Origin of the sequence: Micromonospora sp. LOL_021 (assembly GCF_048060215.1) — a bacterium.
Classification (GTDB): Bacteria; Actinomycetota; Actinomycetes; order Mycobacteriales; family Micromonosporaceae; genus Micromonospora_E.
In genome coordinates, this window is the sequence record NZ_JBHMIN010000088.1 from 1 (window position 1) to 13,883 (window position 13,883).

Below are 13,883 nucleotides of genomic sequence, written 5' to 3' on the forward strand. Positions count from 1 at the left end.
GCTCGACGCGTAACTGGCCGCCCGGGCCCGGTCCGCCGGTGTCGCGGCCGACGCCCTCGACGGCCCGCTGCTGGCCACCGCCAGCGGCGCACGGCTGGACCGGCACGCCGTGTTCCGGCTGGTCCGGCGGCTGGCCCGGGCCGCAGGTCTGCCGGCGTGGGACCGGCTGTCGCCGCACTCGCTGCGGCACGCGTTCGCCACCACCGCCCGCGCCGAAGGGGTGCCGCTGGAGGACGTGCAGGACGCGATGGGGCACGCTGATCCGCGGACCACCCGCCGGTACGACCGGGACCGGTACAACCTGGACCGGGATCCGGCGTACCGGATCGCGGCGGCGCGGGCCGCCCGCGCCGCCGCGTCCGGCTGAGCGTCTCACCGGATCCGACGGGTCACCGTTGCCGCCGCTGGTCGTCGTGGCCGCGCAGCGAACCGGCGTGGGCGCGGGCGGTCGGGTCGCGGTGGACCTTGACCAGGCTGGCGACGACGGTGACGGTGAGGATCACCAGGATCAGCCCCAGCGACACCGGGGTCTGCACCTCGGGGACCCGGTCGTCGAGGGTGTGGCCCCAGTGCAGCACCAGTTTGACGCCGATCAGCGCCAGCACCAGCGCGAGCCCGGTGGACAGGTAGACCAGCCGGTCCAGCAGGCCCTTCACCAGGAAGAACAGGGCCCGCAGCCCGATCAGCGCGAAGGCGTTGGCGACGAAGACGATGTACGGCTCCTGGGTGACACCGAACACGGCGGGGATCGAGTCGAGGGCGAACAGCAGGTCGGTGCTGCCGATCGCGATCAGCACGATGAACAGCGGGGTGACGACGCGGCGACCGTCGACGCGGGTGACGAGCCGCCCATCGACGTAGTCCGGTGTCACCGGCAGCACCCGGCGGGTGGCCCGGACCAGCACGTTGTCGTCGACCTGCGGGTCCTCGTTGCGGTGTCGGAACAACTGCACGGCGGTGAAGATCAGCAGCAGACCGAAGACGAGGAACATGAAGGAGAACAGGTTCAGCAGGGTGGCGCCGGCGGCGATGAAGATCGCCCGCATGACCAGCGCGGCGATGATGCCGAAGGTGAGCACCTTGTGCTGGTGTTCCTCCGGCACGGCGAAGGTGCTGATGATGATGACGAAGACGAACAGGTTGTCGACGGACAGGCTCTTCTCCACCAGGTAGCCGGCGAAGTACTCGGTGCCGTAGCCGCCGCCGGCCCAGGCCATGAACACCAGGCCGAACACGACGGCGACCGCGACGTAGAACACCGACCAGGCGACCGCCTCGCCGAACCCGACGGCGTGCGGGCGGATCGCCGCGACCGCCAGGTCGAGGGCGAGTAGCGCGATGATGACGACGATCGTGACGGCCCACACGCCCGGGCCGATCTCCAGCGAACCCATGTCAGAGATCGTGCACCCGTCGGCGGCGTCGCGCGTGCCGACACACGGCATTGGTGGACAATCCGGGACGTTGCGCTACGATGCCCGGTCGCCGGGACTCAACCCCGGCTGAGCAGTTCCAGGTGCCGGTGGGCGTCGGCGGCGATGTCGGCGCCGACCAGCCAGCGTCGGGTCCACAGCCGGGCCGCCACCCGGGCGGCGTCCACGTCGTCGCGACCCGCCGCTCCGCCGTCGGAGTCCGCCGCGTCCGCGTCGCGGCCGGATCTGTCGGCGCTGGGCCCGTCGGCCAGGTCGACGAGCAGCGCGGCGGCCAGCGTGTACGCCGTCCGTAGCGCCAGCGGGCGCGCGCCGGCCGCCGTGTCGGCCCCGCGCGGGTCGGCGGCGACCCGGGCCAGGTCCGTGCGCAGCCGCCCGGCGGCATCGGTGAGCGCGGCCGCCACCTCGGGGTCGCACGCGGTGGCGGCCGCCCGGTCGACCCGGGCCAGCAGCGGCCCGGCGGCCTTTTCGCGGGTCACCGCCCGCAGCGCGTCCAACGCCAGCACCGTGGTGGTGCCCTCCCAGATCGGCAGTACCTGGGCGTCGCGCAGCAGCCGTGGCACCCCGGTGTCCTCGACGTAGCCGGCGCCGCCGAAACATTCGACGTACTCGCTGGCGGCGGCGACGGCGAGCCGGCCGGTGGCGAGCTTCGCCAGCGGCGCGGCCAGCCGCAACTCGGCCGCCGGGTCCGCCCCGGTGGCGTCCGGTTCGCCGGGTGTTCTCCGCCCGTCGGCGTCGGTTTCGACCTGGCCGAGCAGGTCGAACACGTGGCCGGCGAGGACGAACGCGCCGGCGGCGTCGACGGCGAGGGTGCCGAGCAGGCCACGGTGTGCCGGGGAGTCGACCAGCCGGCCGCCGGCGACCCGGCGGGCGGTGGCGTAGGCGTGCGCGTACGCCAGACCGCGGCGCATCCCGCTGGCGGCGGCGGAGGCGTTGTGCAGCCGGGTCACCACCACCAGGGTCATCGCCCGGGCCAGGCCGGGCCGGGTGGGGTCGCCCAGCGGCAGCGCGTACGCGTCGCGCAGGCCGACCTCGGCGGTGGGCAGCGCCCGGGTGCCGAGCTTGTCCTTGAGCCGGTGCACCCGTACGCCGGGGGCGGGCGCGTACGGGTCGGTGCCGGCGACGGCCAGCGGCGAGTCGGCGGCGTAGCGGGGCACCAGGAACGGCACGAGCGTGCGGCTGCCGTCGGCGGCGCCGACCGGGCGGGCCAGGGCGACCGCGACCGCCGAGTCGACCGCGGAGCAGAACCACTTCTCGCCGGTGAGCCGCCAACCGTCGCCGTCGACGGCGGGGCGCGCCACGGTGGTCGACCCGGACAGGTCGGAGCCGCCCTGGGCTTCGGTCATCCACTGCCCGCTGGTGATCGCGGTGGCGGGGTCGGTGGCGGTGAGCCGGGGCAGCCAGGTGTCGCGGACCGCCGGGTCGACGTCGGGGTGGCGCAGTAGCGCGGCGGCTCCGTCGGCCATCGCCACCGGGCAGGAGAACGTCGCCGACTCCGGCGCGTACAGGTGCAGCAGGGCGTGCTGCACCTTCCGGGCGTCCGGGCCGAAGGCGGCGCGGGTGTCGGCGCGGTACGGCAGCGCGACCAGGCCGTGCCGGGCGGCGGCGGCCCGCAGCCGCTGCCAGCCGGTCGAGGTGTCGACCCGGTCGACGCGCCGACCCCACGGGTCGTAGCGGACCAGCCGGGGCGGGTGCTGTTCGGCGTCGGTGTGCGCGGCCCGCAGCGGACCGGTGACGTCGGCGGCGAGGGCGGCCAGCCGGGGCCGGGCGGCGGTGTGCGTGGCCGGGGCGATCCGGTGGCGCAGCCACCGGTCGAGCAGCCAGTCGGTGCGGTACGGGTCGCCGGGGGCGGGCACAGGTTGGACGTACCGGTCCACGATGATCGATCCTCCTCGCCACGCACGACCATTACTACCCGACAGTAACCTGTGGTGGGTTTCGCTGGCAGCGTGACGGTCTTCCGGACGGTCACGCCGGGCGACACAGTGGTGGTATGCGACTGCTGATGCTGGGCGGCACCGGGTTCGTCGGCCGGTGCGTCGTCGAGGAGGCGCTGGCGCGGGGCTGGGCGGTCACCCTGCTGCACCGCGGCCACCGGCCGGCGCCGGCCGGCACGCAGGTGATCGTCGGCGACCGGACGGACGTCGCCGGGCTCGCCGGGCTGCGCACCGGTGACTGGGACCTGGCCGTCGACACCTGGGCCGGCGCGCCGTCGGTGGTCCGCGACGCGGCACGGCTGCTGTACGACCGGGTCGGGCACTTCACGTACGTGTCGAGCCGCTCGGTGTACGCGTACCCGCCGCCGGCCGGGCTCGACGAGACCGGGCCGCTGGTCGACGGGGACGCCGATGACGCCGGCGACGTCACCTACGCCCGCGCCAAACGCGGCGGTGAACTCGCCGCGGTCGCCGCCTTCGGTGACCGGGCGCTGCTGACCCGGGCCGGGCTGATCCTCGGTCCGTACGAGGACGTCGGTCGGCTGCCGTGGTGGCTGCACCGCGTCGCCCGGGGCGGCGACGTGCCCGCACCCGGGCCGCCCGACCTGCCGCTGCAGTACGTCGACGCCCGGGACCTGGCGGCCTGGCTGCTCGACGCGGCCGCCGCCGGTGTCGGCGGGCCGGTCAACGTGGTCAGCCCGCGCGGCCACACCACGATGGGCGAGCTGCTGACCCACTGCGTCGACGTGACCGGGGCGTCCGCCCGGCTGCGGTGGATCGATCCGGCGGCGGTGGCCGCCGCCGGTGTCGCGCCCTGGACCGAGCTGCCGATCTGGCTGCCCCCGGGTGAGCTGTACGACGCGCTGCACCACGGCGACGTGTCCCGGGCACTGGCCACCGGGCTGCGCTGCCGGCCGGCGGCCGAGACCGTCGCCGACACCTGGGCCTGGCTGGCCAGTGTGGACCACCGTCCGGCGCTGCGTACCGACCTGCCGCCGCTGGGGCTCGACGCGGGTCAGGAGGCCGCGCTGCTCGCCGCCGCCGAACCGGAGCCGTCCGCCTGCTGACGTGGTCGGCTAGCGGGGTCCGAGGTCGCCGGTGCGGTGGTGCCGGCGGCACAGCACCTGATACCGCACGTCGGAGTGGTCGACGGTGTCGCCGATCACCACCTGCTCGCCGTGGCGGGCCACCACACCGTCGACGACGCGGGCGTTGAGCAGGCCCTGCCGGCCGCACCAGCAGAGCACCTCGACCTGGATGCGGCACACCTCGTCGGCGATCTCGAACAGCCGCTGCGCCGCCGGGAACAGCACCGACCGGAAGTCACTGGCCAGCCCGAACGCGAACACGTCGACGTCGTAGCCGTCGACCAGGTCGGCCATCTGCCCGACCTGGTCGACCGTGTAGAAACACGCCTCGTCGCAGATCAGGTAGTCGACCCGGGTGCCGTCCGCCCAACGGCCGCGCACCAGCGCCACCAGGTCCAGGTCGTCGGTGACCTCGATCGCCGAGTGGGCCAGCCCGATCCGGGTGGTCACCTGCGGCCCCATCGACCGGTCGTTGCGGGTCAGCACCAGACCCCGGCGGCCCTGCCGGGCGTGGTTGTGGTCCATCTGCAGGGCCAGCGTCGACTTGCCGCAGTCCATCGGACCCCAGAAGAACTTCAACGCCGCCCCGTGCCGTAGCCGTCCGTCACCGGCGGCCAGGCAGGCGGTCGCCAACGCGGACTGGTCGCCGCCGCCCGGCCCGGCTGTCCTCGGCTGACTGTCGTCGGTCACGACCGGGCAGCTTACTAGCCGTTACCGCCGGCAGCGGCGGCCCGGGTCGTGACGCCGGGTCAGGCGGCGATGCCGGTTCGGCCCCCAGGCCGGACGGCGATGTCGGACCACTGTGGCAGGATCTGCCGCCATGTTCCCCCGCACCTGGACTCTCACCCACATCGAACGTGTCATCCGTACCGCCTGGTCGGCCGACACCTGCGATCCGGCCGACCTGGCCGACTGGCACACCGGCAACCCGGCCCGCGGCCAGTGCGGCGTCACCGCGCTGGTGCTGCACGACCTGCTCGGCGGCGAGCTGCTGGTCGGGGAGGTGAGCACCGGTGGGCGGCGGACCGGCCAGCACTGGTGGAACCGCCTCGGTGTGGTCGAGATCGACCTGACCCGCGACCAGTTCGGCCCGCACGAGCGGATCAGCGGCGGTACGGTCGTCGACCGTCCGGACGGTCCGCCGCGCCGCTGCCGCGAACAGTACGAGACGCTGCGTACCCGGGTGTTGAAGCAGCTCGGTGCCGACACGACGGTGGCGGCCGGCCGATAGCATCCCCGCCGGACGGCGGGAGTGTACGCCGGCACCAACCCGGGAGAGGACAGACAGATTGTGAACGGACCGGTACGGCTCGCCGTCGACCTGGGCACCACGCACACCGTCGCGGTGGTCCGCCGCGGCGACGAGCCACCTCGGCCGCTGCTGTTCGACGGCACTCCGCTGCTGGCCTCCGGGGTCTGTATCGACGCCGCCGGCGGCGTCCACAGCGGACGTGACGCGCAGCGGTTGGCCGCCGGGGAGCCGCACCGGTTCGAGCCGCACCCGAAACGGCGCGTCGACGACGGCTCGGTGCTGCTGGGCGACCGGGAGCTGCCCGTCGCCCAACTGCTGGCGGTGACCCTGCGCCGGGTCGCCGCCGAAGCCGCGACCGCCGGCGTGCATCCGGCCGGCGGCACCGTGCTGACCTGCCCCGCCGATTGGGGCGCCCCACGTCGGGACCTGCTGCGCGCGGCCGCCACGACGGCCGGCCTCGGGCCGGTGCGGCTGCTCGACGAGCCGATCGCGGCCGCCACCTACTGTGTCTGGGTGCTGGGCCGGCAGGTGCCGCCGGGCGGCACACTGGCCGTGTTCGACTTCGGCGGCGGCACCCTGGACGTGGCGGTGGTCCGCAACGAATCCGCGGCGGGCGGCGTCGGTGGGCTGCGGGTGCTGGCCACCGGCGGGCTCGACGACCTCGGCGGGCTCGACGTCGACGAGGCGCTGGTCGCCCACCTCGGTCACCTGGTCGCGGTCCGGGACCCGCAGCTGTGGCAGCGGCTCAGCCGGCCGGTGACCGCCGCCGACCGCCGTGACCGGCTCGCTTTCTGGTTTGAGGTACGGGCCGCCAAGGAGATGCTGTCGCGGGCCTCGGCAGCACCGGTGACGGTGCCCGGGCGCGACGACCCGATGCATCTGACCCGGGAGGAGCTGGACCGGATCGCCGGGCCGCTGGTCGACCGGGCGGTCGACGAGACCCGCCGGGTGCTGCAGCTGGCCGGGGTCGACCCGGCGCGGCTGGCCGGGCTGCTGCTGGTCGGCGGGGCGAGCCGCATGCCACTGGTCGCCAGCCGGTTGCACGCCCGGCTCGGGGTCGCCCCGTCGGTGCCGGAGCAGCCGGAGCTGCCGGTGGCGTTCGGTGCGCTGCACCACACGCCGTCGACGGATGTCGCGGCGCCGTCGACCGCAGCCCCAGCCGGGCCGGTCCCGGCCGCGCCGCACCCGCCGCAGGCTGTCCCGCCGCAGCGCCTACGCCGCCGTCAGCGGGCCCGGGCGGTGACAGCGGTCGCCGCGGCCGTGGCGGTGACCGTTGCCGTCGGGATCGGCCTGACCAACGGCTGGCTGCTCGACCGGATCACCGGCGCCGACGACGGCGGCGACCCGGGCGGGAACAACCTGGTCGGCGGCCTGCTCGGTCGCGACGACGACGGCGAGACCGGGGACACCGCAGGCGGCCTGACCGAGGTCCACCAGGTGACGTTGCCCGCCGGCACCGGCGGGTCGACGGTCACCGTCGCCGGTGACCTCGCCGTGTACGCCGCGGTCGCCGTCGGCGGCACCACCGTCACTGCGGTACCGACCGGCGGCGGCGATCCGGCCTGGACCACCACCGTGGACGTCGAACCGACCGAGGTGCGGCTCACCGCCGCCGGTGAGCTGCTCGTCGTCGACGCCGCAGACTCGGCGACCGACGGCGGCGACGACATGCGGGTCGTGCTCGACGCCGCCGACGGCACGGTGCGGTGGAAACGCAGCTGGCAGGACCTTACCGACGTGGTCCGGCTGGGCACCGATGTGATCGTCGAGATCAAGGACGGCATTTTCGACAACGCGGTCGCCCGGATCGACCTGACCACCGGCGAGCAGCGGTGGCGACGCGACGCCCCCGACGATGACCTGCTGGTCCTCGACGCGTCCCGGATCCGGGCGGCGACCCGGTGGACCGGCACGGAAGGTGACGAGGACGCCGGGGTGCTGCCGGCCACCGGGTACGGGCTGCGGGACAACCGGCACGCCGAACCGGGCCGTGTCGTCGAGCTGAGTGAGGGCAGCGGCCGGGGGTTCGTGCTGGACACCGGCGACGGCGACCCGATAGTCAGCGGTGACCTGCCGCTGGACCACGACGCGTGGACCGTCTACGAAGGGCTCGCGATCGGCAAGCTCTCCGACGAGGCGTCGCCGGGGCGGGCCGTGCTGGCCGCGTACGACCTCGACGGGTTCACCCGCGTCTGGGAGGTGCCGCTGCCGGCCGGCGACACCATCGAACTGGTCAAACCGTGCGGGGCGCGACTGGTGTGCGCGGCGGTCGACGGCGGCGTGTACCGCACGATCGCCATCGACATCGGCACCGGCGATGAGAAGTGGAACCGCCCGACCGAGTCCGGCGTCGACGACAACTGGTACGCGATGCCAGGTGGGATCGTCTTTGGTGATCAGACGTTCGGCACGGTTGACGATTTCTGCCTGCTCGACGACGCCGGTGCTGAGATCACCGCCGACGACGACACCCGGTGGGCTGCTGCGGCGGTGGCCGACGGCCGGGTGGTGGTGCTGGGCCACCGGGTCGACACGGCGTCGAGCACGGCGGTGCCGCAGGTCTCGGTGTGGGACGCGGCGACCGGGCGACGGACCGCACCGGTCGACGTCGGCGTCGACCTAGCGGACAGTCGGGTGACGCACGCCGTGGTCGGCGGCGACACCGTCGCGGTGGTCACCGCCGACCATCAGGTGCGGGTGCTGTCCGTGACCGGGCCCGGCTGAGTGGGCGGGCCCGGCCCGCCCACTCAGGCCACGGTCATCAGTAGACGTCGATCCCGTACGCCGCCAGCGCGTCGGCGACCGGCTGGTGGTAGGCCCGGCACTCGGCCCGGTTGCTGCCCGAGTGCAGACCCAACGCGGTGCTGCCGGCGAACACCGCGCCGCCGCTGTCGCCCTTGTCCGCGCACAGGCTGGTCTGGAACAGCCCGGTCACCGGACCGGCCGAGTAGTTGACGGTGACGTCGACCGCGACGACCGGGCCGGTGGTGACCCCGGTGGTGCTGCCGCTCTTGCTGACCGTCTGCCCGACGTACGGGTTGCCGGCGCCGGTGATGTCCCGCAGCGTCCCGTCGTGCATGTTGACCGCCCCGGGCCGTTTGACGGTGGTGTCGACCCAGCGGACCAGGCCGAAGTCGTCGCCGGGGAAGTTGCTGGCGACCGTGGTGCCGGCGTCGGCGACCCCGTCGACCATCCACTGTGTCCGCGACTCGGTGCAGTGCCCGGCGGTGAGGAATCCCGGCCGGCCGGCGCTGTCGTACACGTTGAAGCCGAGCGAGCAGCGGCCGTTGGAGTAGATCGGGTCGCCGCCGGCGGCGGTGGTCTCGACCGTGCCGGCGACGCGTTCGACGCGGACGGCGTCGCCGAAACGGGCCGCGACCGCCTCGACCAGCGCCAGCCGGGTACCGGTGACGGTCGCGTCGACGGAGACCACCACCTGGTTGCTGACCGGGTCGGCGTACCAGCTGGTCCCCGGCACGGCCGCCGACCGAGACAGGGCACCGGTGACCCGGGCCAGGTCACCGGCACCGCGCTCGACGGCACGGGCCACCCCACCGGCCGCCCGCACCACACGGGCCGCCGTCTCATCGGTCACGGTCACCACCACATCACCGGTGACCTCGTCCCGGTACACCCCGGCGGACCGGTCACCCAACCGCTCGGCCAGCACCAACGCCGCCTCACCGCCGAGTTCCGGGGCGGGCCCGGGGGCGGCGGCCGCCGGACTCGCCAGCAGACCACCGACGAGTACGGCGGTGGCAGCCAGCGTGGTGCCGATCCGTCTGATCGGTGTGGATTTGTCCCTCACACAGTCCTCCTGCGATCTGGTCAACGTGAGATGTCCGGTCAGGACGGCGATCATCATCGCCGCTGGCGGCGGCCGTGCACACCGTGCCATTGCCCATTTGTGGGCGACTATCGGCCACGTGCCCGGCGCTGACCGGTGCCGCGTCCCCGGGCCGTGGCGAGTGGACCTGCCACAATGGCGACATGGCGCGACCGGACCGGGACTCGTTGTTCGCCGCCGGGGCGGCCGTGGTCGTGGCCGTCGCGGTCGGACTCACCGTGTTCGCCGTCGCGCGGCAGTTGGACATCGGGCAGCGGTGGACCGGACTGGTGGTCATGGGGCTGGGCGCCACCTCGATCGCTGTGGTGCTGTTGGGGGCGTTGTCGACGCCGCAACGGCGGCGGCGGGAGTCGGCGGACGACGGTGGTGACATCCGGTCCCGCCTGGCCGGGCACGTCCCGTTGCTCGGCTCGACGGCGCTGTTGACCGCAGCGGTGGTGCTGAACGAAATGGCCCGGCGCGGGTGAACGGGTCACCGCACCGGTGGGCATACTGGTAGCGCTGCTGACCAGTGCACCCGGAGGGCATGATGATCATCGACGTCGCGCAGATCGAGGCGGCCGCGCGGCGGATCGCCGACCATGTGGTGCGGACGCCGACGGTGCCCAGCCCCGGCCTGTCCGGGCTGCTCGGCGTACCGGTGACGGCGAAGCTGGAGCTGCTGCAGCGTACCGGGTCGTTCAAGGCGCGGGGCGCGGCGGCGAAGCTGCTGACCCTCGACGACGGGCAGCGGGCGGCCGGCGTGGTGGCGGTCAGTGGCGGCAACCACGGCATCGCGGTGGCGGTGATGGCGCAGGCCCTGGATGTGAAGGCGACGGTGGTGATGCCGCGTTCCGCGCCGGAGCGGGCGGTGGAGGTCGCTTCCGCGGCAGGGGCGACGGTGCGGGTGGTCGACACGATGGCGGAGGCGTTCGACCTGACGGCGCGGTTGCAGGCCGACGGGCTGGCGATGGTGCATCCGTTCGACGACCCGGTGGTGGTCGCCGGGCAGGGCACCGTCGGGCTGGAGTTGGCGGCTGACGCGTTCGCCGACGAGCGGACGGCGCCGACGGACGTGCTGGTCAGCGTCGGCGGCGGCGCGCTGATCTCCGGGGTGGCGGCCGCGCTGCGGGCCCGCCGGCCCGGCGTACGGGTCTGGGGGGTGGAGACCGACGGCGCGGCGGCGATGGCGCAGGCCTGCGGGCGCGGCGGCCCGCTGCCGGTGGAGCTGTCCTCGATCGTGTCGACGTTGAGCGCGCCGACGGTGTCGCAGCTGACCTACGACCACGTCACCGAACTGGTCGCCGACGTGCTGGTGGTGTCCGACGCGGAGGCGGTGCGCGGCAGCCTGGACCTGGCCGAGCAGGCCAAGGTGTGGGCGGAACCGGCAGCCGGGTGTCTGCTGCCCGCCGCCCGCCGGGTGATCGAGCGGGTCGGCCCGGACGTCCGGCTCGGCCTGGTGGTCTGCGGCGGCAACGTGACCGTCGCCGACCTGGCCGGCTGGGCCCGCCGGTTCGAACTGGTCTGACTGCGGCCGATCAACTGGGCATCGACCGCGCCGGCGTGGTCAGTCGGCTGGCCAGTGGCGCAGCGAGGCGTCGAGGGCGTCCAGGATCCGGGGCCAGCTGTCCTGCGGGTCGGGGTCGCTGTGGCTGAACCCACCGGCGGCCGCCAGGTCGAGGTAGCCGTGAATGGTGGCGCCGATCAGCCGTACCGCGTGGGTCTGTTCCTGTTCGGGCAGCCGGTAGCCGTGCAGCACCGCGCGTAGCAGCCGGGTGTGCCGGCCGCCGGCGCTGGCGGCGGCGGAGGCCGGGTCGAGCCGCACCCGGGCGGCGGCGTAGCGGCCGGGGTGCTCGCGGGCGTAGTCGCGGTAGGCGTCGGCGAGCCCGGCCAGCGCGTCCCTGCCGGACCGCCCGGCGACGGCGTCGGCGGCCCGGTCGGCGAGCTCGGTCAGGGCGAGCAGGGCGATCCGGATCCTCAGGTCGTCGGAGCCGCGGACGTGCGCGTACAGGCTGGCCACCGCGACGCCGACGCGGCGGGCCAGCGCGGAGACGGTCACCTGGTCGAAGCCGATCTCGTCGGCCAGCTCCGCGCCGACCGTGGTCAGCCGCTGCGCGTTCAGTCCGGCCCGTGCCACCCGTACCTGCCTCCTCCGTCGAACCGACATCGATTATGCGTTTGCCTAACACCTTTAGGCAAACTAGCCTGCCCGGTATGACGCCACTGACCGAGCAGGAGATCCGCGCCGCGTTCGTCAACGCACCAAGGGGGAGACGAAACGCCTGTACGTGCCGCGGGACCTCGCCGGCCGGCCGTGGGACGACCTGGACTTCCTCGGCTGGCGTGATCCGCAGTCGCCGGCCCGCGCCTACCTGGTCACCGAGCTGGCGGGCCGGCCCGCGGCGGTCGCGTTGCGCTGCCCCGACGCGGCCGCCCGCCATCTGCGGCGCAACATGTGCTCGATCTGCCTGACCGCGCCGCAGGCCGGGGTGTCGTTGATGGTCGCCCCGAAGGCGGGCCGGGCCGGCCAGCAGGGCAACTCGGTCGGCACCTACCTGTGCAGCGACCTCGCCTGCTCGCTGTACGTGCGTGGCAAGAAGGACCCGGGCCCGGGGGCCAGACTGCAGGAGTCACTGACCCTGCAGGAGAAGACCGCCCGGACCCTGGCCGCCGTCGCCGCGTTCGTCGCCAAGGTGACCGGCTGACAGCTTCTACCGCAGCGTCGCGGCCCGGCGGCGGTGCGACAACGTGACGTGGTGGTGCGCACCGGCGTGCCCGGCCGGGTCGGTGTGCACGGTCGCCGACACCAGCCGGGGCACGGCGTGGGTGAGCTGGTGTTCGGCGTCGGCGGCCACCTCGTGCGCGGCGAGCAGGCTCAGGTCGGCGTCGACGACGAGGTCGGCTTCGGCGTGCAGCCGGTGGCCGATCCAGCGCAGCCGTACCGCTGTCACGTCGCGGACGCCGGGCACCGCGCGCAGGGTCGTTTCGGCGGTGTCGACCAGGGCCGGGTCGACGGCGTCCATCAGCCGCCGGTACACCTCGCGGGCGGCGTCGCGCAGCACGTACCCGATCGCGACGGTGATGGCGAGGCCGACCAGCGGGTCGGCCCACTGCCAGCCGGCCGCCGCGCCCCCGGCGGCGGCGACGACGGCCAGCGAGGTGAACCCGTCGGTACGGGCGTGCAGCCCGTCGGCGACCAGCGCGGCCGAGCCGATGCGCCGGCCGACCCGGATCCGGTAGCGGGCGACGATCTCGTTGCCGGCGAAGCCGACGACGCCGGCGGCGGCCACCCACGGCACGTGGGTCATCGGCGCCGGGTGGATCAGCCGGTCGACGGCGGTCCAGCCCGCGGCGATCGCCGAGCCGGCGATGACGACCACGATGACGATGCCGGCGAGGTCCTCGGCGCGGCCGAATCCGTACGTGTAGGCGCGGGTGGCGGCGCGCCGGCCGATCAGGAACGCGATCGCCAGGGGTACGGCGGTGAGCGCGTCGGTGACGTTGTGCAGGGTGTCGCCGAGCAGCGCCACCGAGCCGCTGGCGGCGACGATGACGGCCTGGGCGGCGGCGGTGGCGGCGAGGACCGCCAGGGAGATCCACAGGGCGCGGAGTCCGTCGCGGGACGCTTCGAGGGAGTCGTCGACCTTGGCGGCGGTGTCGTGGGTGTGCGGGGTGAGCCGGTGCAGCGCCCGTCGCCACCAGGCTCGCCGCACCGGATGCCGGTGACCGTGCGGGTGGTGGTCGTGACGGTGGTGGTCGTGGTCCATGGCGATGGCAGAATACGTGCTCATGTACGCACGCGACAACGCTGCAGGTGCCACGGATGGGCAGCAGCAACCGACCGGCGCGCAGGTCGACGCGGCGGTGACCGCGTTGAAGATGCTGGCCGACCCGACCCGGCTACGCCTGCTGTGGCAGCTGCGCGGCGGCGAACACGACGTCGGCACCCTCGCGGCGGCGGTCGGCGCCGCCCGCCCCGCCGTGTCGCAGCACCTGGCGAAACTGCTGCTCGCCGGCCTGGTCGCCAGCCGCCGTGACGGCCGCCGGGTGCTCTACCGGGCACGCGGCGGCCACGTCCGCCGCCTGGTCACCGAGGCCCTGTACGCCGCCGACCATTACCTGACCGGAGCCCCCGACCACGACTGATCCCACATTGCCGGCTGGCCCGGCCGGCTAGAACGAGTGTCGGCCGACGTCGACGGCTGACTAGCATCACCGGCCGTGGACGACAGACGGTGGCGGGATCCGCAGTGGTTGGCCTGGGTGCGGGACTGGATCGACGGCCGGCTCGCCGCGGTGCAGCTCGACCTGGCCGACGACGTCGACGACCTGCTCGCCCTCGGCGTGCCC

General features: G+C 74.3%; 13 protein-coding genes and 1 pseudogene. 8 read left to right on the forward strand and 6 right to left on the reverse strand.

Going from position 1 to position 13,883, the window contains the following annotated elements; genetic code table 11:
- Positions 1-13: 13 nt before the first annotated feature.
- Positions 14-367: pseudogene (locus ACFHWT_RS30340) on the forward strand (tyrosine-type recombinase/integrase); the annotation flags it as partial.
- 22 nt (positions 368-389) lie between these two features.
- Here the strand turns inward: ACFHWT_RS30340 and ACFHWT_RS30345 are convergent.
- Both ACFHWT_RS30345 and ACFHWT_RS30350 read right to left on the reverse strand, forming a co-directional pair.
- Positions 390-1,394, reverse strand: a complete 1,005-nt coding sequence (locus ACFHWT_RS30345; protein ID WP_416598074.1) for a TerC/Alx family metal homeostasis membrane protein — start codon at positions 1,392-1,394, stop codon at positions 390-392.
- A gap of 98 nt (positions 1,395-1,492) precedes the next feature.
- Positions 1,493-3,307, reverse strand: coding sequence for an acyl-CoA dehydrogenase family protein (locus ACFHWT_RS30350; protein WP_416598075.1), 1,815 nt, complete (start codon positions 3,305-3,307; stop codon positions 1,493-1,495).
- A gap of 116 nt (positions 3,308-3,423) precedes the next feature.
- Between ACFHWT_RS30350 and ACFHWT_RS30355 the strand changes: the two genes are divergently transcribed.
- The gene (locus ACFHWT_RS30355; protein ID WP_416598076.1) at positions 3,424-4,434 is read left to right on the forward strand and encodes a reductase; all 1,011 of its coding nucleotides are present in this window, start codon (positions 3,424-3,426) and stop codon (positions 4,432-4,434) included.
- A 9-nt stretch (positions 4,435-4,443) separates the two neighbouring features.
- Here ACFHWT_RS30355 and ACFHWT_RS30360 read toward each other — a convergent pair whose 3' ends face one another.
- A complete protein-coding gene (locus ACFHWT_RS30360; protein ID WP_416598077.1) occupies positions 4,444-5,145 on the reverse strand; it encodes a thymidine kinase in 702 nt (233 codons plus the stop codon).
- Positions 5,146-5,275: 130 nt separating this feature from the next.
- On the opposite strand from ACFHWT_RS30360, the gene ACFHWT_RS30365 reads away from it, so the two are divergent.
- Entirely contained in the window at positions 5,276-5,686 is a 411-nt protein-coding gene (locus tag ACFHWT_RS30365; RefSeq protein WP_416598078.1) for a hypothetical protein, read from the forward strand.
- A gap of 60 nt (positions 5,687-5,746) precedes the next feature.
- Positions 5,747-8,431, forward strand: coding sequence for an Hsp70 family protein (locus ACFHWT_RS30370; RefSeq protein ID WP_416598079.1), 2,685 nt, complete (start codon positions 5,747-5,749; stop codon positions 8,429-8,431).
- Positions 8,432-8,468: 37 nt separating this feature from the next.
- On the opposite strand, the gene ACFHWT_RS30375 is transcribed toward ACFHWT_RS30370, so the two are convergent.
- Positions 8,469-9,515, reverse strand: coding sequence for a S1 family peptidase (locus ACFHWT_RS30375; protein WP_416598080.1), 1,047 nt, complete (start codon positions 9,513-9,515; stop codon positions 8,469-8,471).
- A 182-nt stretch (positions 9,516-9,697) separates the two neighbouring features.
- Between ACFHWT_RS30375 and ACFHWT_RS30380 the strand changes: the two genes are divergently transcribed.
- A complete protein-coding gene (locus tag ACFHWT_RS30380) occupies positions 9,698-10,021 on the forward strand; it encodes a hypothetical protein (RefSeq protein ID WP_416598081.1) in 324 nt (107 codons plus the stop codon).
- A gap of 62 nt (positions 10,022-10,083) precedes the next feature.
- A complete protein-coding gene (locus ACFHWT_RS30385; protein WP_416598082.1) occupies positions 10,084-11,061 on the forward strand; it encodes a threonine/serine dehydratase in 978 nt (325 codons plus the stop codon).
- 39 nt (positions 11,062-11,100) lie between these two features.
- Here the strand turns inward: ACFHWT_RS30385 and ACFHWT_RS30390 are convergent, their stop codons facing one another.
- Positions 11,101-11,670, reverse strand: coding sequence for a TetR/AcrR family transcriptional regulator (locus ACFHWT_RS30390; RefSeq protein ID WP_416598083.1), 570 nt, complete (start codon positions 11,668-11,670; stop codon positions 11,101-11,103).
- A gap of 151 nt (positions 11,671-11,821) precedes the next feature.
- Between ACFHWT_RS30390 and ACFHWT_RS30395 the strand changes: the two genes are divergently transcribed.
- The gene (locus ACFHWT_RS30395) at positions 11,822-12,238 is read left to right on the forward strand and encodes an FBP domain-containing protein (protein WP_416598084.1); all 417 of its coding nucleotides are present in this window, start codon (positions 11,822-11,824) and stop codon (positions 12,236-12,238) included.
- Between the two features lie 6 nt (positions 12,239-12,244).
- Here ACFHWT_RS30395 and ACFHWT_RS30400 read toward each other — a convergent pair whose 3' ends face one another.
- Entirely contained in the window at positions 12,245-13,324 is a 1,080-nt protein-coding gene (locus ACFHWT_RS30400; RefSeq protein ID WP_416598085.1) for a cation diffusion facilitator family transporter, read from the reverse strand.
- Between ACFHWT_RS30400 and ACFHWT_RS30405 the strand changes: the two genes are divergently transcribed.
- Positions 13,323-13,679, forward strand: a complete 357-nt coding sequence (locus ACFHWT_RS30405) for an ArsR/SmtB family transcription factor (protein ID WP_416598086.1) — start codon at positions 13,323-13,325, stop codon at positions 13,677-13,679. The genes ACFHWT_RS30400 and ACFHWT_RS30405 overlap by 2 nt on opposite strands.
- Positions 13,680-13,883 lie beyond the last annotated feature (204 nt).

What these genes read in the sequence shown, in the direction of transcription:
- ACFHWT_RS30400 (WP_416598085.1), bottom strand. Translation starts at nt 13,324, where the DNA reads ATGAGCACGTATTCTGCCATCGCCATGGACCACGACCACCACCGTCAC.
- ACFHWT_RS30355 (WP_416598076.1), top strand. Translation starts at nt 3,424, where the DNA reads ATGCGACTGCTGATGCTGGGCGGCACCGGGTTCGTCGGCCGGTGCGTC.
- ACFHWT_RS30405 (WP_416598086.1), top strand. Translation starts at nt 13,323, where the DNA reads ATGTACGCACGCGACAACGCTGCAGGTGCCACGGATGGGCAGCAGCAA.
- ACFHWT_RS30380 (WP_416598081.1), top strand. Translation starts at nt 9,698, where the DNA reads ATGGCGCGACCGGACCGGGACTCGTTGTTCGCCGCCGGGGCGGCCGTG.
- ACFHWT_RS30365 (WP_416598078.1), top strand. Translation starts at nt 5,276, where the DNA reads ATGTTCCCCCGCACCTGGACTCTCACCCACATCGAACGTGTCATCCGT.
- ACFHWT_RS30385 (WP_416598082.1), top strand. Translation starts at nt 10,084, where the DNA reads ATGATCATCGACGTCGCGCAGATCGAGGCGGCCGCGCGGCGGATCGCC.
- ACFHWT_RS30345 (WP_416598074.1), bottom strand. Translation starts at nt 1,394, where the DNA reads ATGGGTTCGCTGGAGATCGGCCCGGGCGTGTGGGCCGTCACGATCGTC.